We start from the raw sequence: 19,533 nt of genomic DNA, 5'->3' as shown, positions 1-19,533 counted from the left end.
ACATGTCCGATCTCGGCGGTACTTTCTCCCTCGGGGGAGAACTTCCCGTGACCCGCATGGGGTACGGCGCGATGCAGCTGGCCGGGCCCGGCGTGTGGGGACCGCCGAAGGACCACGGCACCGCGGTCGCCGTGCTGCGCGAGGCCGTCGAAGCGGGCGTCACGCACATCGACACCAGCGACTACTACGGCCCGCACACGGTGAACGCCGTGATCAAGGAAGCCCTGCACCCGTACCCCGAAGACGTCCACCTGGTGACGAAGGTCGGGGCGCGCCGCAGCGAGGACAAGGGGTGGCCGCCCGCGCTGTCGGCCGACGAGCTCACCCAGGCGGTGCACGACAACCTGCGGAGCCTGGGCGTCGACGCGCTCGACGTCGTCAACCTGCGGCTGAGCGACGAGACCGGCGGCTACCCGGTGGCGATGTCGCTCGCCGAGCCGTTCGGGGTGCTCGCGGAGCTGCGGGAGAAGGGGCTGATCCGGCACCTCGGCGTCAGTCACGTGACCGCCGAGCAGCTCGCCGAGGCGCAGGCGATCGCGCCGGTCGTGTGCGTGCAGAACCAGTACAACCTGGCGCACCGGGAGAACGACGCGCTCGTCGACCGGTGCGCCGCCGAGGGCATCGCCTTCGTGCCGTACTTCCCGCTCGGCGGCTTCAGCCCGCTGCAGTCCGGGATCCTCGACGACTGTGCGGCCCGCCTCGGCGCGACGCCGATGCAGGTCGCGCTCGCGTGGCTGCTGCAGCGGTCGACGTCGATGCTGCTCATCCCGGGCACGTCCTCGCTGGAGCACCTGCGGCAGAACCTCGCCGCGGCCGACCTGGAGCTGCCGGCCGACGTGCTGGCCGACCTCGACCGGATCGGAGTCATCTGATGGCGGACTGGGGCGATCTGGTCGCCTACATCAGGCAGGCGTACCGGGTGGTGCGCGACGAGCCCGACGAGATCCGCATCCGGCTGGTGTACGGCGACGACCCGGACACCGAGCAGCGGGCCCAGATCGTCGTGATCGCGCGCGAGATCCTCGACAAGCGCGAGGACTGGGTGCAGATCGCGACGCCGTTCGCCCGGCACGACGAGGTCGACCTCCTCGATGTGCTGATCGAGGTCGGCGAGTCGACCGTCGTCGGCGGGCTCGCGGTGATGGGCGACCACATCGTGCTGCGGCACTCGCTCCCGCTGGTCAACCTGGACATCAACGAGTTCATCGATCCGCTGGAGCTGGTCGCGGGCGCGGCCGAGCTGCTGGAGCAGCAGTTCACCGGGCGGGACGACTACTGAGCATCGGGGTTACGGCGACCGCGGCCGCGATGGTGAGACCGGCCGCGAGGCCGAGCGCCGCGGTCGCCGTCCCGCTGCTCAGGTAGAGCCCGCCGAGCAACGCGACCCCGAGCGTGCCGCCGAGCTGCTGCACGGCGTTGAGCAGCCCGGCCGCCGAGCCCGTCTCGTGCGGCCGGACGCGGTGCAGCGCCGTGCTGAAGAACGGCACGGTGAACGTCCCCATCCCCAGGCCGCACAACGCCATCGCGCCGAGCAGCGGCCACGGGTAGCCGCCGAGCGCGACGAGCAGGCCGGCCAGCAGCAGCGCGAGACCGGCGTACATCACGCGCGCGCCGAACCGCGGCACCAGCCACGTCCCGGCGAACCACGACGAGACGGCCAGCCCGGCCGACAGCGGCAGCAGCGTCAGGCCGGCGGTGCGGACGTCCACGCCGAGGCCGAGCTGCAGCTGCATCGGCACCACCTGCATCAGCCCGGTCATCACGGCGAAGAACAGCAGTGACCCGGCGAGCGCCGCCGGGAACCCGCGGTGGGCGAACAGGCTCGGCTCGACCAGCGGCGCGCGCGTCCGGCGCTGGTGGACGGCGAAGACCCCGAGGATCGCGGCGCCCGCGGCCAGCAACGGCGTCTCACCGGGCTGGATCAGCGGGTACACCAGCAACCCGGTGCCCGCGACGACGAGCACGGTGCCGACGACGTCGAGCTTCGGCCGGGTTTCGGCGCGGTCCTCGCGGAGGAGCCCGCTGGCCAGGAGGACGGCGAGGCCGAGCGGAACGTTCACCAGGAACACCGCCCGCCACGACACCGCCTGCGTCAGCAGGCCGCCGAGCAGCGGGCCGGAGACGGCGGACAGGCCCATCACCGGGCCGATGGTGCCGAGGGCCTTCGCGAGCTCGTCGCCGTCGAAGAGCGCGCGGATCAGGCCGATGGTCTGCGGGATGATCAGCGCCGCCGCCGCGCCCTGCACCACACGGGCACCGATGAGCAGGCCTGCTTCGGGCGCGGCCGCGCAGGCGAGGGAGGCGAGCACGAAGGCCGTCACGCCGATCCTGAACACCCTGGCGCGGCCGAGGACGTCACCGAGGCGGCCGCCGGTGATGAGGAAGACCGCGAACGGCAGGGTGTAGGCCGCGCTGAACCACGGGACGTCGGCGGCCGGGCCGGGCAGGTGGGTGTGGATCACCGGGCCGGCGACCTGGACGATCGTCGCGTCGAGCAGGTTCATCGCCTCGGCGGTGAGCAGCACGGCGAGTGCGGCCCAGCGGGTCTTGGTCAGCATGCCGCCCACTGTGCGGACTGGCGCCGGTTGGTTCCATGTACTGGTTCGAGTTGGCTGATTTCTTCCATCGAGTGCGCTTGAATGAGAAATATGGACGATGTCGACCGGGCGCTGGTGCACGCGCTGCAGCTCGACGGCCGGGCGCCGTTCACGAAGATCGGCGACGTCCTCGGCGTCTCGGCCCAGACCGTGGCCCGGCGCTATCGCCGTCTTCGCGCCGAGGCGTCGCTTCGTGTGGTCGGCCTGCCGGACCCGCACCGGAGCGGGCACACGGAGTGGATGGTCCGGCTGACGGCGACCCCGCACGCCGCGCAGGACCTCGCCCACCAGCTCGCGCGGCGCGGCGACACGGCGTGGATCAAGCTGACCTCCGGCGGGACGGAGATCTGCGTGAACGTCCAGGCGCCGGTGGGCGGGCATTCCCTGCTGCTGCGGGACATCCCGCGCACGGCGAGCATCACGGCGGTGTCGGCACACCAGGTGCTGCACCGTTATTTCGGCGGCCCGACGGCGTGGACCGGCCGGACGTCTTCGCTGTCCCCGTCCCAGATCGCTTTGCTGACACCGGTCCACGCGGGTGGCGGCCGCCCGTTGACGCCGGACGACGACGCCCTGATGGCGGCGTTGCAGCAGGACGGCCGGACGGGCCTGGCCGAGCTGGCCACGGCAACGGGCTGGTCCCCGGCCACGGTCGCCCGCCGCCTGGCCGACCTCCAAGCCGGCGGCACGATGTTCTTCGACCTGGAGATCAGCCCGGCGGTCCTCGGCGCGACAACGCAGGCGCTGCTGTGGATGTCGGTGTCACCGGCCCACGTCGACCGGGTCGGGAAGGCGCTGGCGACCCACCCGGAGCTGGCGGTCGTCCTGGCCACGACGGGCCCGGCGAACCTGGTGGCCCACGCCCTCTGCCCCGACGCGGCGGCGCTGCACCGCTACCTGACCGAGCGTCTCGGGTCGCTGGAGGAGATCCGCACGTTGGAGACGGCACCGGTCCTGCGCACCCTCAAAGCCGCCGCCACCCACTGACCCGCGCTGCTTTGGTCAAGGTCCGTGAATGGCCCATTGAGGGACTTGAAGTCCCTCAATGGGCCATTCACGGACTTGTTGCGAGGGCGCGTCAGGCGGGTTTCCGAGCCAGCACCCGCCCCTGCGGTACCCGGGCCGACGGGTTGCGGAGCACCTTGGTCAGGATCTCGAAACCGGCGTCGCTCATCAGGTCGGCGACGCGGTCGACCGGGAGCCAGTAGATGTCCAGCGAAAAGCCCTCGTGCCCGTAGCCCTTCGTTCGATGAGCAAGCTCGTCGCCGACGTGGAAGCCCAGCTGCAGGTGACCGCCCGGGCGCAGCACCCGGAACAGCTCCGCCGCGACCACCGGGAGGCTCGACAGCGGGGTGTGGATGATCGAATACCACGCCACCGCCCCGGCGAGACCGCCGTCCGGGAGGTCGAGCGCGAGCAACGAACCCTCGGAAAACCGCAGCTCGGGATAGTTCCGGCGGGCGACCGCGAGCATCTCCGGCGTGAGGTCGATGCCGGAGACGTCGAGGCCGAGCGACGCCAGGAACGCCGTCACCAGGCCCGTACCGCAGCCGAGGTCGGCGACCGGGCCGCCGCGGACCAGGTCGGCGAACGCCGTCAGCAGCGCGCGGTCTTCGATGTCGTCGCGAATCGGTGGCACGAAGTCGTTGTAACTCTCCGCAACGGTCGCGTACGTGGCCCGGGTCGGGTTCAGGAACAGGTCATCGGTCACGCCCGGCAAGCTAGCGGCGGGCACCGACAGTTTCCGCCGGAAGTCCTAAGTGGACTTTTCGAGGTTGTCCAGCATCATGCGGACGGCCTCGAACTCCCGGACCTCCTGGCGGCAGTCCGAGCACGCCGCCAGGTGCCGCTCCACCCGCGCCGTTTCGGCGTCGTCGAGCAGGCCCAGGCTGTAGGCCCCGAGGTCGGTCCGGTCGTACCGGCCCATCGATCGCGTCTCCGTTTCCGCGTCCCGCTGGGGAACACCCGCACCACCAGACGTCTCCAGAGTCCTGGGACGTACGGCCGATCGGCGACGTTCCCCCGTTTTCCACCCGATCGGCCGACACCAGGGGTCGCGTTTCCGCCCATGTGAGTGACGGCCTTCGTCACGGATTTCACCCGCCCGACCACGCAAAGCTTTCTCGCGAAGAATTTCGCCGTTCGGCGTCATGGCTCCCGCGCTCGGTCGTCGAACCCGCGTCAGGCCGGCATTTTCCGGCCTCGACCTGGGCACAAGGCGACCCGAAACGAGGAGAGCGATGACCGTACGGAGCCACCACCAGGCGGAGAACGTCGTCGACGAGGTCGGGGTGTGGCTGGCCGGGGAGTTCGGGGCCCGGCTCCCCGCCACGGAGATCGACCGCGTCATCAAGGTGACGCGCATCGACCTGGAGAACAGCATCGCGCCGGAGGAGCTCGGGGAGATGCTCCACCGGCTCGGCCGGGCCCGGTTGCAGCGGATCCTGCAGGTCGCCCCGGTCACGAGGGTGCGGATCCCGCAGGCCCGATGACCCCGCACGTGCCGGACACGCCCGACGGCGTGTCCGGCAACCGGCCTAAGCGTCGCGAAGCGGCCGGTAGGTGAGGCGGACGATGCTGTCGCCGACGGCGCGGTGCTCGACCAGCCGCAACGCCTTCAAGGCATCGGTCCGGCCGAACAGGCGCTCGCCCTCCCCGAGCGCGAACGGGCAGACCATCAGCCGCAGCTCGTCGGCCAGGTCGTGCTCGATCAGCGCGTGCGCGACCCGGCCGCTGCCGTAGAGCACGACGTCGCCGGCCACCTCCTGCTTCAGCCGCGAGACCTCGTCCACGAGGTCGCCCTTGAGGACCGTCGAGTTCCATTCGAGGTCCGTGAGAGTCGAGGACACGACGTACTTGGGCACGGCACGCAGCCGGTCCGCCCAGCCACCGTCGCGGGTCGCCCACCCCTGCGCGACGAACCACTCGTAGGTCCGCCGGCCCAGCAGCAGCGCGTCGGTGGTCAGCGCCTCCTCGAACTCGACCCCGGCCCACGCTTCGCGGTCCTTGCGCTCCAGCCGGTCGAACCAGCCGGCGAACCGGAAGCCCTCCGCGCCGACCGGGTCCTGCACGACCCCGTCGAGCGACACGTTCTCGCTGATGACGATCTTTCCCATGGCGGATCTCCTTCTTCGTGTTGCCGGCCACCGGAGAGACGCCGCGAAAACGCGGGAAGGGGCGGCCGCCCCCTTCAGTCCTCGGGCGGCGTCCGTACAAGATGAACGGGCGACCAGGCGAAGGGTGGCGAGGGTGGAACCGGCGAGCACCGACCAGATCAGCAGGGCGCGGGCCGGCGACGGCGACGCGTTCCGGGCCCTGACCGAGCCGCACCGCCGGGAGCTGCAGGTGCACTGCTACCGGATGCTCGGGTCGTTCCAGGACGCCGAAGACGCACTCCAGGACACCCTGCTGGCCGCCTGGCGGGGGCTCGGCGGCTTCGACGGCCGCGCGTCGCTGCGCACCTGGCTCTACCGGATCGCCACCAACCGGTGCCTGAGCACGCTTCGCGCGGCCAGCAGGCGCCCGGCCAAGGAATGGGACATCCCCGGCGTCGAGCCGCCGGAACCGACCCGGCTCGGCGAGGTCGTCTGGCTCGAGCCGTATCCCGACGTCCTCCTCGACCCGGAAGCTCGTTACGAGCAGGCGGAATCCGTGTCGCTGGCCTTCGTGACCGCGCTCCAGGTCCTGCCGCCGCGCCAGCTCGCCGTGCTCGTCCTGCGCGACGTCCTCGGGTTCCCCGAGACCGAGGTCGCCGACCTGCTGGACACGACCGTGGACTCGGTCAAGAGCGCGCTCAAGCGAGCGCGTGCCGGACTGCGGCGCCACCGGCCGGCCCTCGACGACCCGCCGCCCGCCGCCGGTTCCCCCGCCGAGAACACGATCCTGGCGGAGTTCGTCCACGCCTGGGAGGCCGCCGACGTCGGCGCGCTGGTGTCCCTGCTGACCGACGACGTGTTCATGTCCATGCCACCGCTGCCGCTCGAATACCAGGGCCGGGACGTCGTGGCCCGCTTCTGCGCCGACCTCTTCGGCGCGGGACGGCGGTTCCGGCTCGTGCCGACCCGGGCCAACGGCCAGCCGGCGTTCGGGTCCTACCTGGTCGCCCCCACCGGCGTCCGCCACGGGACCGGCCTGTACGTCCTCACGCTCGCGGGCGACCGGATCTGCGCCATGACCCGCTTCGAGAACACCGTGCTGCCGTCGTTCGGCTTACCGCGATCGCTGTGACGAGGGGGAGCTAGGACGCCTGGACGACGACGGCCGTCGCGTTGTCCTGGCCGCCCGCCGCCTCGGCGACGGCCAGCAGCTGCCGGACCTGCTCACCCGGCTCGTCGGGGCGCCCGAGGATCTCGCGGATCCGCTCGTAGGGCACCTGCTCGGCGACGCCGTCACTGCACAGCAGGAGGACGTCGCCCGGGCGGAGCGCGAGGCTGAGCACGTCCGGCTCCGGGTGCGCGGGGTGCCCGACGTAGCGCGTCAGCTGGTACCGCGCGGCCGACGCCTGGGGCGAGTCGAAGGCGTACCAGCCGTTGACCGCGCCGAGCCAGGCCATCGTGTGGTCGGTCGTCAGCAGTTCGAGCAGGCCGTCGCGCAGCCGGTAGGCACGCGAGTCGCCGATCTGGACGAGCCAGTGCCCGCCGGCGGACGCGACGAGCGCGGTGAGCGTGCACCCGGCCAGCCCGCCGATCCGCCTGCCGGCCTCGTTCACCTCGCGTTGCGCCGCGGCGACCGCCTCCCGCAACGAGTCCGCGGATTCGCCCGCCCGCGCGACGAAGACGTCGACCGCGGTCCGTCCGGCCATCCGGCTGCCTTCACCGTCACCCATGCCGTCGGCGACCACCGCCAGCAACGGATCTTCGGTCAGGTGCACGACATCGAAGTTGGCGGCGTAGCGCCGCCCCGTTTCGCTGCCCGCGGCGGCACGCGTGACAAGTCCGGTCATGGACGCATCATGCCAGGGCCGAACGCGCAGACCCGTTGCCCGCATTGTCAGGTTTCTTGACTGGACTAGACCAATCTGCTCTAGTGACTGGTGTCACGTTCTTCCGGCCGGATGAGCACCCCTCTTCGACAACCGGACGCCCCCCACGTCCGGAACCTGTCGTGGCCGAAGGAGTGAGCGAGCCTTGAGAAGACGTCTTGTCGCGGTATTTTCGGCCTTTGCGGCCGCAGCCGCCCTCGTGCTCGGTGTCCCCGCGTTGTCCACCGCCGCCCCGCAGGCCGCCGCCGCGGCGTGCAGCGGGCCCAACTGGGTCGCGGGCCAGTGGTACGACGTCGGCGCGGTCGTCAAGTACACCAACGGCAGTTACTACCGCGCCAAGAACGCGAACCCGGGCTACGACCCGATCATCAGCACCTGGTACTGGGAGCCCTACAGCTGTGACGGCGGCGGTGGCGGGACGACCTGCAACGCGCCCAACTGGGTCGCCGGCCAGTGGTACGACGTCGGCGCGGTCGTCAAGTACACCAACGGCGGCTACTACCGCGCCAAGAACGCGAACCCGGGCTACGACCCGATCATCAGCACCTGGTACTGGGAGCCCTACAGCTGCGACGGCGGCGGCACGCCCCCCGGCAACCCGGGTTCGTTCGTCGTCAGTGAGGCCCAGTTCAACCAGATCTTCCCGGGCCGCAACGGCTTCTACAGCTACAGCGGCCTGACCGCGGCGCTGTCGGCCTACCCCGGCTTCGCGAACACCGGCAGTGACACGGTGAAGAAGCAGGAAGCGGCCGCGTTCCTCGCGAACGTCAACCACGAGACCGGCGGCCTCGTCTACATCGTCGAACAGAACACGGCCAACTACCCGCACTACTGCGACTGGAGCCAGTCCTACGGCTGCCCGGCAGGCCAGGCGGCGTACTACGGCCGTGGCCCGATCCAGCTCAGCTGGAACTTCAACTACAAGGCCGCCGGTGACGCGCTCGGCATCGACCTGCTCGGCAACCCGTGGCAGGTCGAGCAGAACTCGGCCGTCGCGTGGAAGACCGGCCTCTGGTACTGGAACACCCAGAGCGGCCCCGGCACGATGACCCCGCACAACGCGATGGTCAACAGCCGCGGCTTCGGCGAGACGATCCGCAGCATCAACGGCTCGATCGAGTGCAACGGCGGCAACCCGGCGCAGGTGCAGAGCCGCGTCGACAAGTACCGCCAGATCACGTCCATCCTCGGTGTCGACCCCGGCGCCAACCTCTCCTGCTGACCCCCGCTGGGAGCCTCAGGCCGTCCGCCACAGCGCGGGGACGTTCGGAGGCTCCCAGCCCGGCTGGGCCGTGTGCCCCTGCAAGCACACGTAGTCCCGGCCGCTGTAGGTGACGCGGGCACCGGCCGTGTAGGCGGTGCCCGCCGCCCAGGTCGTGCCGCCGGGCGGGGTGGACGTCGGTGGTGTCCCGGTCGTCGACGGCGGGTTCTGCGGCACGTTCAGCACGAAGTCGAACGCGGCCTCCTTGGCGCTTCCATTGTCCCGCACGGTCATCAGCAGCCGCGCGTCGAAGATCGAGTCGGTGTTGTTGCGCGGCTCGTTCGGGAAGTAGAGCTGTGTGGTCAGGATCGGCCGGCCCGGCGCCTGGACCTTCACGTGGATGTGCCGGGTGCGCCCCGGGTAGAGGCCGGGCACGATCGTCGACAGCGTGAACGCGCCCTGGGCGTTGGTGTACTGGTGGCCGCGGAAGGTGTAACCGGTGTTGTCGTAGGCGCCGTTGACGTCCGCCTGCCAGAAGTCCAGCAGCGCGCGGTCGACCGGCAGGCAGGCGAGCCCGAAGACGTAACCCGTCAAGGTCAGCCGCGTGCCCTGGGTGCCCGGCGTGACGAGCGAGGTCCGTTCCGGCGAGTTCGGCTTGAAGTACGGCCCTTCGATCTGCTCGGGCGTCGGATCGTCGTCGTCGTGGCACGACGGTGTCAGCGCCGGGACCTGGCCGCTCGTGGCAGCCGTACGGGCGAGCGCGGGGCCGCCGAGCAGCGCGACGGGTGCCGCGACGCCGGCGGCCAGAGCGGCCCGCAGCACCGTTTTGCGGCTCAGCTTCGTCTCTTCGTCCATGCCCTCGACGGTAAGCAGCGCACCGGGTCGCGGGCGATGGACGGGAACGGTCAGTCGTGGTGCTTCTCCCCGGCCCGCCGGAAATCGCCGGGACTCGAGCCCGTTTCGCGGCGGAAGAACCGGCAGAAGTACGCCGGATCGGCGAACCCGACCCGGCTCGCCACCTGCCGGACCGTCAGGTCCGTGCGGAGCAGGAACCGTTGGGCCTCCCGGATCCGCGCCTCGCGCACCAGTTGCGCGGCCGTGCGGCCGGTCGCGGCCTTGACGGCGTCGGTGAGGTGCTCCGGCGTGACGCCGATGCGTTCGGCGTGCGCGCGCACCGACCACAGGCCCAGGTCGGCGCGCCCGGTGAGCCGGGCGAACTCCGCCGCCACCGCGCCGGCCCGGGCGGGTGGCGCTTCCGGCGTCCCCGGCAGCCGTCCGACGCGCACGACCAGGACGTGCAGCAGAGCCCGCACGACCGAGTCCGCGCCGCGCCGGTACTCCGCCTCCAGCTCGGTGACGAGCCGCGTGACGTCGGCGTCGGCGCGGGCGTCCAGCTCCAGCCACGGCCGCTCGCCCAGCCGTCGCAGCCGGTCGCGGTCGGCCGGGTGGTCGAGCAGGAAGTCGTCGGTGAACAGCACGACGTGCCCGGTCAGGCCGCGCACGCCGGCCCAGTGGTGCACCTGACCCGCGGTGATCACCCCGAGGTGCGGCGGCCGCAGCGGCCAGCGCGCCAGGTCGACGACGTGCTTGCCGGTGCCGCCGGTGACGTGGACGAGCTCGTGGAACGTGTGCCGGTGCGGGAACTCCGCGCGCGACAGCGGCCCGATCGTGTCGAACGTCCCGACGGCGAAAGGCACCGCGCCCGGCGCCGGCAGCTCCAGCCGGTGCACCGGCAGCTCCCCCGCCCCTGGCGGGAGGCAAGGCGTCCCGGGCGGAACGGTCGTACCACGCATGGTCTGGTCCCTTCGCCGGTCGGCGGAAAAGTCTAGACCACTGCGTGCACGGTTCGCCGGTTTCGCCCCGAAGATCGCAATCCGTTCGTCGGGTACGAAAACGGGGCCGGTCCACAGTGGACCGGCCCCGTTCCGGGTTAACTCAGTTCAGTCACGCACGGCTGCGGCGACGGTTCACCAGCAGCATCAGCGCGCCGCCACCGAGCAGCAGGCCGCCGACGGTGAACGGCACGGCCGCGTCGACACCGGTGTTGGCGAGCTCGCCGCCACCGCCGTTCGAACCGGCCGGCGTGGTCGGCGCCGGGGTGGTGGCCGGAGCGACCTCGGTCCAGCTGGCGGCCGCGTTCGCGGTCACCTCGGTCTTCTCCGAGTCGGCGACGATCAGCGACTGGGCCGGCTGCCGCGCGTAGTTCTCGGAGACGAACAGGCGGCCGGTGTCCAGCTCGCCGCTGGCCTTGAGCTCGAAGCCGCCCTTGCCCGCCTTGGTGCCGGCGGGGACGTCGACGTAGAGCTTGGTGCCGTCCTTGACGTCCGCGGCCTTCAGCTCCTTGCCGTCGGCGTCGGTGAGCTTGACGCCGTCGGGCAGCTGGCTGGTCAGCGCGGTGATGTCACCGGAGGTCGCGACCGAGAACGGGCCGATCTTGCTGCCCGCGGTGCCCTCGGTCTTGTCCGCGGCGATGTTCAGGGTCGGCTTCGGCTGCGCGTCGAGGCCCTTGTTCTGGTCACCGGTGAAGTAGGCGTAGAGGGCGGCGACGTCGGCGTTCGCGCTGGCGTCGTCTTCCTCGGCCAGCGGCTTCTTGGCGTCGAGGTTCACGCCGTCGCTGAAGTGCCAGACCGCGGCCTGCGTGGCGGCGATGGCCTCACGCTCGGAGACGCCGTCGTGGACCGTGACACCGGCCTTCTTCAGGGCGGAGCCGATGGCGTCGAGGCCGGTGCCCGGGTAACCGTGGTGCAGCACCCAGTTGATCTTCGCGCTGTTCGCGTTGAACGGACCCTTGGCCGGGTACTTGTTCCACGGGCGCTCGACCATGTCGACGTCGGTGCGCAGGCCGACGGTGATCTGCACGCAGTAGAGCTTCAGCGTGCTGCCGTTGGACAGCTTCATTTCGAACAGTTCGGCGATGTAGTCGCCGCCCTGGCCGAGGTTGAGCCGGTAACCGACGGTGGCCTTGGGAACGGTCTTGCCGTTCGCGTCCTTGACCTCGATGACCCGGCCGCGCGCGGCGCCGTCGTCGGCGAGAGCGGCCGGGGACCCGACCATGACCGCGGCGGCCGCGGCGAGAGCCGCGATCCCACCACGCACGAAAGCTGACCTGACCTGCATAAATCTCCTATCCGAGCCCGAACCACGACGTGGGGGACCGCGTGAGACCAAGCCCCGATCACGACGGCCACCGATTCGAGTGAGTTATCACCCGGTCAAGCGACACCGGAGCATACATGGACCTCACAGGGTCCACATCTGACGCCCCCGTTAACTCGAATGTGTTGTTCAGAAGGGCAAGAAGAAGCCGGAAAAGTGCAGATTGCCACCCCGGAAATACGCGGCGGTCGCCGTGGGAGAATCGGCCTGAACCGTTCGCACGACCGGGGGGACCGCGCCAGCGATGACGATCGACACGCCGTTCGACGACCTGGTGCTGGTCGGGGCCGGGCCGGTCGCCCAGGTGTACGCGGGTGTCGAGGCCGACACGGCGTTCGCGCTGAAGATCTTCCCCGGCCCGCTGGACCGCCCGACGCGCAGCGCCCTGGAGCGCGAGCAGGCCCGGTTGCGGGGTGCTCCTGTTCTCCTGCCGGAGATCGACTCGTTACCCGATGGCCGCGCGGTGTTGCGGCTGCCGTTGTGTTCGCAGTCCCTGGCGGATCTCCTCGCCGACGCGGGCCCCCTGGACGCGTCCGACACGATCGCCCTGGGCGAAGCACTGGCGACGGCCTTGGCGGCGATCCACGCGGCGGGCGTCGTCCACGGCGGTCTCACGCCGGGCAACGTCCTCTTCCGCCCGGACGGCGAACCCGTGCTGACGGACGCGGGCTCGGTCCTGCGGACGGCGTTCGGCGGCGAGACGTCGGAGCTGGGGTTCCGTGCCCCGGAGACGGTCCGCGACGCGGTCACCGACGAGCGGGCGGATCTGTACGGCTTGGGCGCGCTGCTGTACTTCGCGGCGACCGGGCGACCGCCGTATCCCGGCGACGGCGGGGCCGAGCACGTGCTGCGGATCCTGCACGGAGCGCTGGCCGGGACCGGGCGGCCGGACCTGCCGCCGGGCCTGGAAAACCTGGTGGCGGCGCTGCTGTCGGCCGATCCGGCGCACCGGCCGATCGACGCCGCGTACGTGGCCGGGCGCCTGGCGGAGCTGGCCGCGGACCAGGCCGGTGCTCCCCGGCGCCCGGGTGCCGGGGATCGAGCGTCCGCCCACTCGCCCGCCGCTTCGGATCAGGCGCCCGCCGGCGAACCCACCGGTCCGTTCATCGGCGACCGGGCCGAATCCGCTCCCCCGCCCGCCGGAGACCGAACCGGGCAGGCCCGTTCGCTGGTCGCGGTCTCCGGGCCGGCCGCGCGGCCCCGGCGCACCGGACGGCTCGGCGTGCTGCTCGGCATCCCCGCGCTGGTCGCGGTGGTCGTCGTGGTGGCCGTGGTGCTGCTGCGGGACGATCCGGCCCCGCTCACCCCGCCCCCGGCGGCGCCGGGGCCCGCGTCCGGTCCGGCGCCCACCGGCACCGCGAGCGGCCCGGCGCTGGTGCTCGATCCCCCGGCCGACGGCGGCAGCTACGTCGACCTGACCTGGCACGCGACGGGCACGCTGGAGTTCGCGGTCATCGTGGCGGCCGAGGGCGAACCGGCGAAGACCCGGTACGCCGACCGGAACCGCACGATGCGGGTCCCGGTGGACCCCGCGCGCAAGTACTGCTTCCTGGTCCAGGCCACCGACGGGATCCACCCCGTGGAAAGCCGGCCCCAGCCGATCCGCGGCGCCACCTGCGGCCACTAGCCGCGGGTGAACAGCGACCTCGGGTTCAGCGCACCCCGCACCCGGGCCACGACACCGCCGCGCAGTCCGGCACGCACCGCACGCACCGCCGCCCAGGCCCGGCCGGCTTCGTCGCCCGCCGGGCGGCCGGACCACAGTGCACTGTCCACAACGGAGCTCAGCTCCGCCAGGCCGCCCCCGGCGGACGGGACCAGCCCCGCGTAGTCCCGGAGCGTCATCCCCGGGCGCAGGGGTACGCGCCGGTCCCGCAGCCGGTCTCGCACCTCTTCGCACGCTCCCCGTACCGCGCCGGCTCCGGCACGCGATCGCCGTCGCCACGCCCGGAGGGTCTTCGCCGACGGCACCCCCACCAGCCACAGCACCAGTAGGAGGCCCAGCACCACCAGTACGACCCCGAAGGGGAACGAGAACGAACCCGAAGCCGCGGCCGGGGAAACCGGCGCCGTCGGCGGGGCCACCGGTGGGTCCTTCAGCTCCTGCGACGGCGGCAACGCGGCCCGCGCCCGGTCGGTCAGGCCGGCCAAGCCGGACGAGGACGACGCCGAGCCGCTGGGGTCGAGCGGCACCCAGCCCACGCCCGTCACCGCCACCTCCGGCCACGCCAGGACGTCGCCGTTGCGCACCGTCGTCGCCCCCGGCGGCGGCCGGTAGCCGACCACCAGCCGGGCCGGGATGCCGACGATGCGGGCCAACGCGACGTACGCCGCCGCGAATTGTTCACTTGTTCCGCGTTTGGTCACCAGCAGGAAATCTCGCAATTGCGGCCAGCCGTGACCGGCGGGGAGAGCGGTGCCCGTCGCCCGGCGATAACCGTCGCGGAAGAAACGCTCCAGCACCAGCGCGCTTTCGAACGTCGGGCGCAGGCCGTGCACCGCCTGGGCGGCCAGCTCCGGGATGCCGTCCGGGACCGCGCCGACGTCGGCCAGGCCGCCCGGCGCGGAGCCGTCCAGCCGGGTCGCGGCGGAGACTTCCGGTGTCCACCAGCTCAGCGAGTACGTCGTGGGCGCGTCCGGCACCGGCGCGAGCAGCGACCCCTCGGTCTCCTCCACCAGCGGATCGGCGCCGGTCACGGCCGCGGGTAGCGGTTGCGACGGCAGCCACGGGCCCTGTCCGGGCCGGACGCTGATCTCCGCGCTGTCCCGCCGCACCGGCACCGCGGGCGGCGGCAGCAGCTCCCGGCCCAGCCGGCGGTAGTCGTGGCCGGCCGTCCACTCGACACCGTCGAAGTCGTCCAGCACCACCAGCGGCCAGCGGTCCGGGCTCGTGCCGCGCACGTCGAACACCGGCACGTCCGGCCGCGCGAGCCGGGCGGCGATCTCGTCGAGCGGGCTGGCCGTGCGGACGTCGACGCGCGGCGCCTCCTGCTCCTGGAGTGAGTACGCCGCCGCCGAAGGCAGCGTCCCGGCCAGCACGACCGCCACCAACGCCGTCAGCGGGACCGCCGCGGTGAACACCCGCGCGGTGACGCACGCGGCGAGCACACACGCGAAGTAGGCGACCGCGGCGACCAGCGCCGTCAGCCCGGACGCCGCCGAGTACAGCTGGCTGAGCACGAGGACCACGACGCTCGGCGCGAGCGCGGCCAGCGGACGGCGCAGGCGCGAGAGCAGCTCCAGTGCCGCGGTCCCGGCCAGCACCACCAGCAACGGCACGAACACCAGCAGCGCGGGGTCGGGCCGCGCGGGCCACGTCGACTGCAGGACCAGCCGCCACGACCGCGTGACGCCGGTGCCGAGCGCGGCCGGAATGTCCACAACGGACATCGGGACCAGCGTCGTCCCGACGACCGCGAGCAAGCCAGCGACGACCAGCAGCACCGGGCGCCAGGTCGCCAGGCCCGGCCGCAGCTCGCACAGCTGCGCGACGCCGAACAGCACGGCCGCCGTGACGAGCACCGGCAGCAGCACCGGCGTCCAGCCGAACACCGGCCCGAACAACAGGCCCGCGACGGCGATGGCCGCGACCACGGCGAGCCGGGCGGTCACGCGACCTCGTTCCACCGCGCGACGGCCTCGCGAGCCTGTCCCGCGCGCAGCACCAGGACGCCGGACCCCGCGCGCGGCGGGGCGGGCGGCCCGAGTTCGAGGACGTACGCCGCGCGGTAACGCGGCCGCAGCTCGGCGAGGGTCGCCGGGTCCGCCGTCGCCGTCACCACGGCGAGACAGCCACCGCCCGAGCCGTGCAGCAGCTCGGCCGGCACCAGTGCCGTGTCCACTTCGGACTGACGGAGCTCGCAGAGTTCGTCCAGCAAGGGCAGTACCGCGGCCATCCCGCCCGCGGACGGCCGATCCGTGCCGCCGGGCGTGACGAGCCGGGTGTGCCGGCCGGCCCGGGCGGCGGCCACGAGAAGTGACGCCGCGAGGTCGACCGCTTCCTCGAACAGCGCCGGCGGGAAGACGTCCCGGCGGGTGTCGAGCAGCAGCGTGAACCGCGGCTGCTCCGGGTCGGCGTAGTCGCGCACCATCAGCCGGCCGGTGCGCGCGGTGGCCTTCCAGTACAGGTGCCGCACCTCGTCACCCGGCTGGTACTCGCGGATCTCCTGCAGGTCGGTCGAGCCGCGCAGGGAGTCGTCGGAGGTGACGCCCTCGTGGTGGTGCCGCGGATGGCCCGCGGACGGCGCCTTGGCCGCGTACCGGCGCGGGTGCACCCACAGCGTCGCGGTTTCGCCGGTCGGCACGCGGTTGCGCGCCAGCCCGAACGGGTCCGCGCGGTGCAGGCTCAGCGGGCCGACGGTCTGGCGCCCGCGCACCGACGTCGGCAGCTCGTAGTGCAGCGTCCGGCTCACGCCGGGGTGCAGCGGCGGGATCCGCACGGTCCGCCGGAACCGGCCGGACCGGTCGGTCGCGAAGAAAGCGCTCTGCCGCCGGGCGGGAGCCGTTGCGGTCAACCGGGCCAGCGCGGGCTCGCCCCGCTCGACGCGGTCCGGGTGCACCGCCCGCGTCACCTCGACCCGCACGCGCCGGGCGGTCAGCGCGATCGCGGCGGCGACCGCACCGAGGCCAGCCGCGCCGAGCGCCCGCAGCAGCGGGTACCCACCCCCCTGGCCACCGGCGAAGAGCAGCACCGAGACGACGAGGAAGGCCACGCCGCGCGGCGTCAGCCGCACGTTCACCGCGCGGCGGGCAGCGGGCCGGGTGCCGGGACGGCGTCGAGCACCTCGCGGACGATCTCGTCGGCGCCGCGCCGGCCGAGCTCGGCTTCGGCGGTCAGCACCAGCCGGTGCGCGAGCACCGGGATCGCGACGTCCTTGACGTCGTCCGGGGTGACGAACGCGCGGCCGGCGGTGGCCGCCAGCCCCTGCCCCGCCCGCACCAGCGCGATGCTGCCGCGCGGGCTGGCCCCGAACCGCACGGCCGGGTGGACGCGGGTGGCGGCCGCCAGGCGGGCCGCGTACTCGCACACCCCACGGTCCACATGGGACGCCCGGACCTCGGCGATCGCCGCCGTCACGGTCGGCAGGTCGACGACCGCGGGCAGGTCGCGCGGGCTGACCCCGGCCGCCTCGCTCATGATCACCAGCACCTCGGCCGCCAGGTCGGGGTAGCCGACGGTCAGCCGCATCAGGAACCGGTCGAGCTGGGCCTCGGGCAGCCGGTAGGTGCCCTCCATCTCGATCGGGTTCTGCGTCGCCACCACGAGGAACGGGCGTGGCACGTCGTGCCCGACGGCGTCGACGGTCACCCGCTGCTCGCTCATCACCTCGAGCAGCGCCGACTGCGTCTTCGGCGTGCCGCGGTTGATCTCGTCGGCGACGACGACGTTCGCGAACACCCCGCCGGGGTGGAAGACGAAGTCCTCGTCCTTCTGCCGGTAGACCGTGACGCCGGTGATGTCGCCGGGCATCAGGTCGGGCGTGAACTGGATCCGGTGCCAGGTGCCGCCGACGCTGCGCGCGAGGCACTGCGCCAGCGTCGTCTTGCCGACGCCGGGAACGTCCTCCAGCAGCAGGTGCCCCTCGGCGAACAACGCGGCGACGGTCAGCCGGATCAGCTCCGGCTTGCCGCGCACGACCTGGCTGACGTTGTCGGCGATCGCGCGGTAGACCTCGGCGGCGCGAGTGCTCACGACGCCCGCCAGACGAGGCGCGCCGAGGTGTACGAGCCGACCGTCACCCACACCGTGTTGCCGACGCCGTAGTAGTAGAACGCGTTCAAGGTCATGGATCCGTTTTCGTCCGTGCTCTCGGTGACACCTGGGTTGCTGTAACCGCTGTTGTTCGCGTGCGGCTGGACGTGGTAGCTCGTGTTCGGGGCGAACCCGGTCAGCACGACGTGCATCCACGCGCAGTCCGGGGTCTCTTCGTCCCGGCCACAGTTTCGGTCAGCACCTTGGGGACGGGTCCCCTGACTGAGCTTGATCGAGGGTTTCGGCGCCGGCCGGGTGAAGGTCGTGGCCGCCGCCGCACCCCGTCCGGCGCTGTTCTGCGCCGCGACCTGGACGCGGTAGGCCGCCCCCGCCACCAGGCCCGGGATCGACGCGGACCGGCCGCCGCCGGCGGTGTCGAGCGAGCCCGCGCCGGAGCCGTCCGTGCGGGACCAGTTGACGTGGTAGGCCGTGACGGCGGCGCCGTTCGGGGCCGCGGCCGACCAGCGGACCTGCGCGGCCGACCCGCTGACCGTGGCGGACAGCCCGCCCGGCACACCCGGCGGCGTCGCGGGCGCGGCGACCACCGGCGGGGGCGCGGGCGGTACGGGTGGCACGGTCCGCGAAGGCGGCGCGGGCCGGTTGGAGGTCGGCTTGGGCGGCACCGTGGAAGCGGGCGGCCGCGGCGGGTCCGGCCGGCCTTGCGACGGAGGCGGCACCGGAGTGACCGGCGGTGGCGCGACGGGCGGTGTCTCCTTCGGCGGGTCCGCGACGACCGGGACGTCGACGGCCGAGCCGTCCGGGTCGACGACCACGACGTGCTTGCCGGCGTCGCCGTCGATGTAGAGCCGCTGGTCCTCGCCCTTGCTCAGGCGCGGATCGCCCGGCTCGGCCGGGATCGGCGTCACGGCGCGGCCGCGGCCGTCGGCGCCGTAGGTGCGCAGCGTCCGGCCGTGCGTGTCGAGCAGCGCGACGGTGTCGCCGGTGGCGGCCGGGGTCGCGTAGTCGCCGGGCGGGACGTCGACGGTGATCGGCGGGACGCCCGGCCGGTCGCGGGTCAGCGCGGCCGTGTCGATCAGGTGCAGCCGGCTGGCCGACGGGTCGAAGATCGCGACGCGGCCCTGCGCGTCCGAGCCCGCGACGCGCGCGCCGGGCGGGACGTCGACGCCGAGGGCGACGGCCGGTTCGAGCCCGCTGGGGCCGACCACGCTGAACGTGTCGGCGGTGGTGTCGACGAAGACCGGTTTTTCCCCCACCAGGGTGAGGGCCCCGGCGTGCCCGGGCGGGGCCGCGGCGGGGCAGACGAGCTGGTCGGCCGCCTTCGGCAGGTCGCAGACCGAGCCGGTGTCGACGCGGTTGACCCACACCGTGCCGTCCTTGGCGGCCACCGGATCGCCGAGCTTCCCGCCCGCGGGGACGACGGTCATCGCCGGGCCGAGCCGCACGACGCTGCCGGCGTCGCGGTAGACGAGGTAGGGGCCGCCGTCGGTTTCGAGCAGCACGGGGCGTTCGCCAACGACCGGTGTCGGGGTGCTGCCGGTGACCGCGAGGTCGGACTTGCCGAACTCGGTCACCTGCGACGGCCCGACGACGTACCCGCTGGAATCCCCCTGCACCACCGAATCCCCGGGCGCGAGACCCGGCACGGCGGCCTTCGCGTCGACGCCGCGCGAGGAACCGTTGACGTGCAGCACGAGCCCGAGCCCGGGGTTGACCACCCAGTGCCCGGACGGCGAAAACGACAGGCCGGGGGTCGGGCTCACGGCTCCCGTGAGCGCCAGCGTCACGACCGCGACCCCGCCGACAGCGACCAGCGCCACGGGCAGTCTCGACCGCAAACCACGGCCGGCCCCCCGCGGCGCGCCACCCTTCACGCCACTTCCCTGCA

19 protein-coding genes are annotated in these 19,533 nt (G+C 72.7%); 7 read left to right on the top strand and 12 right to left on the bottom strand.

Annotated features, from left to right (window positions below; all coding sequences use genetic code 11):
- The first annotated feature begins 2 nt into the window (after positions 1 to 2).
- Both ACIOD2_RS09335 and ACIOD2_RS09330 read left to right on the top strand, forming a co-directional pair.
- Complete coding sequence (locus ACIOD2_RS09335) at positions 3 to 872, top strand: oxidoreductase (protein WP_400536290.1); 870 nt, start codon at positions 3 to 5, stop codon at positions 870 to 872.
- Positions 872 to 1,279 (top strand): hypothetical protein, encoded by a 408-nt coding sequence (locus ACIOD2_RS09330; RefSeq protein WP_400536288.1) that lies wholly within the window; start codon positions 872 to 874, stop codon positions 1,277 to 1,279. The genes ACIOD2_RS09335 and ACIOD2_RS09330 overlap by 1 nt, the downstream gene beginning before the upstream one ends.
- Here the strand turns inward: ACIOD2_RS09330 and ACIOD2_RS09325 are convergent.
- Positions 1,257 to 2,558: an MFS transporter gene (locus ACIOD2_RS09325; RefSeq protein WP_400536285.1), complete on the bottom strand. Its 1,302-nt coding sequence runs from the start codon at positions 2,556 to 2,558 to the stop codon at positions 1,257 to 1,259. The two genes, ACIOD2_RS09330 and ACIOD2_RS09325, sit on opposite strands and share 23 nt — an antisense overlap.
- Before the next feature lie 81 nt (positions 2,559 to 2,639).
- Between ACIOD2_RS09325 and ACIOD2_RS09320 the strand changes: the two genes are divergently transcribed.
- Entirely contained in the window at positions 2,640 to 3,584 is a 945-nt protein-coding gene (locus ACIOD2_RS09320) for an Lrp/AsnC family transcriptional regulator (protein WP_400536282.1), read from the top strand.
- Positions 3,585 to 3,675: 91 nt separating this feature from the next.
- Here the strand turns inward: ACIOD2_RS09320 and ACIOD2_RS09315 are convergent, their stop codons facing one another.
- Both ACIOD2_RS09315 and ACIOD2_RS09310 read right to left on the bottom strand, forming a co-directional pair.
- On the bottom strand, positions 3,676 to 4,308 hold the full coding sequence (locus tag ACIOD2_RS09315; protein WP_400536279.1) for a class I SAM-dependent DNA methyltransferase: 633 nt from the start codon (positions 4,306 to 4,308) through the stop codon (positions 3,676 to 3,678).
- Positions 4,309 to 4,353: 45 nt separating this feature from the next.
- Entirely contained in the window at positions 4,354 to 4,524 is a 171-nt protein-coding gene (locus ACIOD2_RS09310) for a zf-HC2 domain-containing protein (protein WP_323323560.1), read from the bottom strand.
- Between the two features lie 313 nt (positions 4,525 to 4,837).
- Between ACIOD2_RS09310 and ACIOD2_RS09305 the strand changes: the two genes are divergently transcribed.
- On the top strand, positions 4,838 to 5,089 hold the full coding sequence (locus tag ACIOD2_RS09305) for a hypothetical protein (protein ID WP_400536276.1): 252 nt from the start codon (positions 4,838 to 4,840) through the stop codon (positions 5,087 to 5,089).
- A 45-nt stretch (positions 5,090 to 5,134) separates the two neighbouring features.
- Here ACIOD2_RS09305 and ACIOD2_RS09300 read toward each other — a convergent pair whose 3' ends face one another.
- Positions 5,135 to 5,713: a dihydrofolate reductase family protein gene (locus ACIOD2_RS09300; protein WP_400536273.1), complete on the bottom strand. Its 579-nt coding sequence runs from the start codon at positions 5,711 to 5,713 to the stop codon at positions 5,135 to 5,137.
- Positions 5,714 to 5,846: 133 nt separating this feature from the next.
- On the opposite strand from ACIOD2_RS09300, the gene ACIOD2_RS09295 reads away from it, so the two are divergent.
- Positions 5,847 to 6,824 (top strand): sigma-70 family RNA polymerase sigma factor, encoded by a 978-nt coding sequence (locus ACIOD2_RS09295; RefSeq protein ID WP_400536271.1) that lies wholly within the window; start codon positions 5,847 to 5,849, stop codon positions 6,822 to 6,824.
- A 10-nt stretch (positions 6,825 to 6,834) separates the two neighbouring features.
- On the opposite strand, the gene ACIOD2_RS09290 is transcribed toward ACIOD2_RS09295, so the two are convergent.
- Positions 6,835 to 7,539, bottom strand: a complete 705-nt coding sequence (locus tag ACIOD2_RS09290) for a PP2C family protein-serine/threonine phosphatase (RefSeq protein ID WP_400536268.1) — start codon at positions 7,537 to 7,539, stop codon at positions 6,835 to 6,837.
- Between the two features lie 238 nt (positions 7,540 to 7,777).
- On the opposite strand from ACIOD2_RS09290, the gene ACIOD2_RS09285 reads away from it, so the two are divergent.
- The gene (locus tag ACIOD2_RS09285) at positions 7,778 to 8,800 is read left to right on the top strand and encodes a chitinase (RefSeq protein ID WP_400536265.1); all 1,023 of its coding nucleotides are present in this window, start codon (positions 7,778 to 7,780) and stop codon (positions 8,798 to 8,800) included.
- Between the two features lie 15 nt (positions 8,801 to 8,815).
- Here ACIOD2_RS09285 and ACIOD2_RS09280 read toward each other — a convergent pair whose 3' ends face one another.
- From ACIOD2_RS09280 to ACIOD2_RS09270, 3 genes are all read right to left on the bottom strand, one after another.
- Positions 8,816 to 9,634 carry a carbohydrate-binding protein gene (locus ACIOD2_RS09280; protein ID WP_400536262.1) on the bottom strand — a complete coding sequence of 273 codons (819 nt, stop codon included), beginning with the start codon at positions 9,632 to 9,634 and terminating at the stop codon, positions 8,816 to 8,818.
- Positions 9,635 to 9,684: 50 nt separating this feature from the next.
- The gene (locus ACIOD2_RS09275; RefSeq protein WP_400536259.1) at positions 9,685 to 10,509 is read right to left on the bottom strand and encodes a helix-turn-helix domain-containing protein; all 825 of its coding nucleotides are present in this window, start codon (positions 10,507 to 10,509) and stop codon (positions 9,685 to 9,687) included.
- Between the two features lie 214 nt (positions 10,510 to 10,723).
- Positions 10,724 to 11,875, bottom strand: coding sequence for a thioester domain-containing protein (locus ACIOD2_RS09270; protein ID WP_400536256.1), 1,152 nt, complete (start codon positions 11,873 to 11,875; stop codon positions 10,724 to 10,726).
- Positions 11,876 to 12,179: 304 nt separating this feature from the next.
- Here ACIOD2_RS09270 and ACIOD2_RS09265 point away from each other — a divergent pair, with 304 nt between their 5' ends.
- The gene (locus ACIOD2_RS09265; RefSeq protein WP_400536254.1) at positions 12,180 to 13,562 is read left to right on the top strand and encodes a serine/threonine protein kinase; all 1,383 of its coding nucleotides are present in this window, start codon (positions 12,180 to 12,182) and stop codon (positions 13,560 to 13,562) included.
- Here ACIOD2_RS09265 and ACIOD2_RS09260 read toward each other — a convergent pair.
- The 4 genes from ACIOD2_RS09260 to ACIOD2_RS09245 are packed head-to-tail and all read right to left on the bottom strand — an operon-like array spanning position 13,559 to position 19,465.
- Positions 13,559 to 15,547 (bottom strand): transglutaminaseTgpA domain-containing protein, encoded by a 1,989-nt coding sequence (locus tag ACIOD2_RS09260; RefSeq protein ID WP_400536251.1) that lies wholly within the window; start codon positions 15,545 to 15,547, stop codon positions 13,559 to 13,561. The two genes, ACIOD2_RS09265 and ACIOD2_RS09260, sit on opposite strands and share 4 nt — an antisense overlap.
- Entirely contained in the window at positions 15,544 to 16,674 is a 1,131-nt protein-coding gene (locus ACIOD2_RS09255; RefSeq protein WP_400536249.1) for a DUF58 domain-containing protein, read from the bottom strand. The genes ACIOD2_RS09260 and ACIOD2_RS09255 overlap by 4 nt, the downstream gene beginning before the upstream one ends.
- Positions 16,671 to 17,627 carry an AAA family ATPase gene (locus tag ACIOD2_RS09250; RefSeq protein ID WP_400536246.1) on the bottom strand — a complete coding sequence of 319 codons (957 nt, stop codon included), beginning with the start codon at positions 17,625 to 17,627 and terminating at the stop codon, positions 16,671 to 16,673. Before ACIOD2_RS09250 ends, ACIOD2_RS09255 begins: the two co-directional genes overlap by 4 nt.
- Positions 17,624 to 19,465 carry a fibronectin type III domain-containing protein gene (locus tag ACIOD2_RS09245; protein WP_400536243.1) on the bottom strand — a complete coding sequence of 614 codons (1,842 nt, stop codon included), beginning with the start codon at positions 19,463 to 19,465 and terminating at the stop codon, positions 17,624 to 17,626. Before ACIOD2_RS09245 ends, ACIOD2_RS09250 begins: the two co-directional genes overlap by 4 nt.
- Positions 19,466 to 19,533: the final 68 nt, after the last annotated feature.

The organism is Amycolatopsis sp. NPDC088138, from assembly GCF_044741685.1.
Taxonomy (GTDB): domain Bacteria; phylum Actinomycetota; class Actinomycetes; order Mycobacteriales; family Pseudonocardiaceae; genus Amycolatopsis.
Note: the sequence above shows the minus strand (reverse complement) of the source record. Positions and strands in the feature narration are given on the sequence as shown.

Coding starts and splice junctions, on each gene's coding strand:
- ACIOD2_RS09335 (WP_400536290.1), top strand. CDS start 3: ATGTCCGATCTCGGCGGTACTTTCTCCCTCGGGGGAGAACTTCCCGTG.
- ACIOD2_RS09330 (WP_400536288.1), top strand. CDS start 872: ATGGCGGACTGGGGCGATCTGGTCGCCTACATCAGGCAGGCGTACCGG.
- ACIOD2_RS09325 (WP_400536285.1), bottom strand. CDS start 2,558: ATGCTGACCAAGACCCGCTGGGCCGCACTCGCCGTGCTGCTCACCGCC.
- ACIOD2_RS09320 (WP_400536282.1), top strand. CDS start 2,640: ATGAGAAATATGGACGATGTCGACCGGGCGCTGGTGCACGCGCTGCAG.
- ACIOD2_RS09310 (WP_323323560.1), bottom strand. CDS start 4,524: ATGGGCCGGTACGACCGGACCGACCTCGGGGCCTACAGCCTGGGCCTG.
- ACIOD2_RS09305 (WP_400536276.1), top strand. CDS start 4,838: ATGACCGTACGGAGCCACCACCAGGCGGAGAACGTCGTCGACGAGGTC.
- ACIOD2_RS09300 (WP_400536273.1), bottom strand. CDS start 5,713: ATGGGAAAGATCGTCATCAGCGAGAACGTGTCGCTCGACGGGGTCGTG.
- ACIOD2_RS09290 (WP_400536268.1), bottom strand. CDS start 7,539: ATGACCGGACTTGTCACGCGTGCCGCCGCGGGCAGCGAAACGGGGCGG.
- ACIOD2_RS09280 (WP_400536262.1), bottom strand. CDS start 9,634: ATGGACGAAGAGACGAAGCTGAGCCGCAAAACGGTGCTGCGGGCCGCT.
- ACIOD2_RS09265 (WP_400536254.1), top strand. CDS start 12,180: ATGACGATCGACACGCCGTTCGACGACCTGGTGCTGGTCGGGGCCGGG.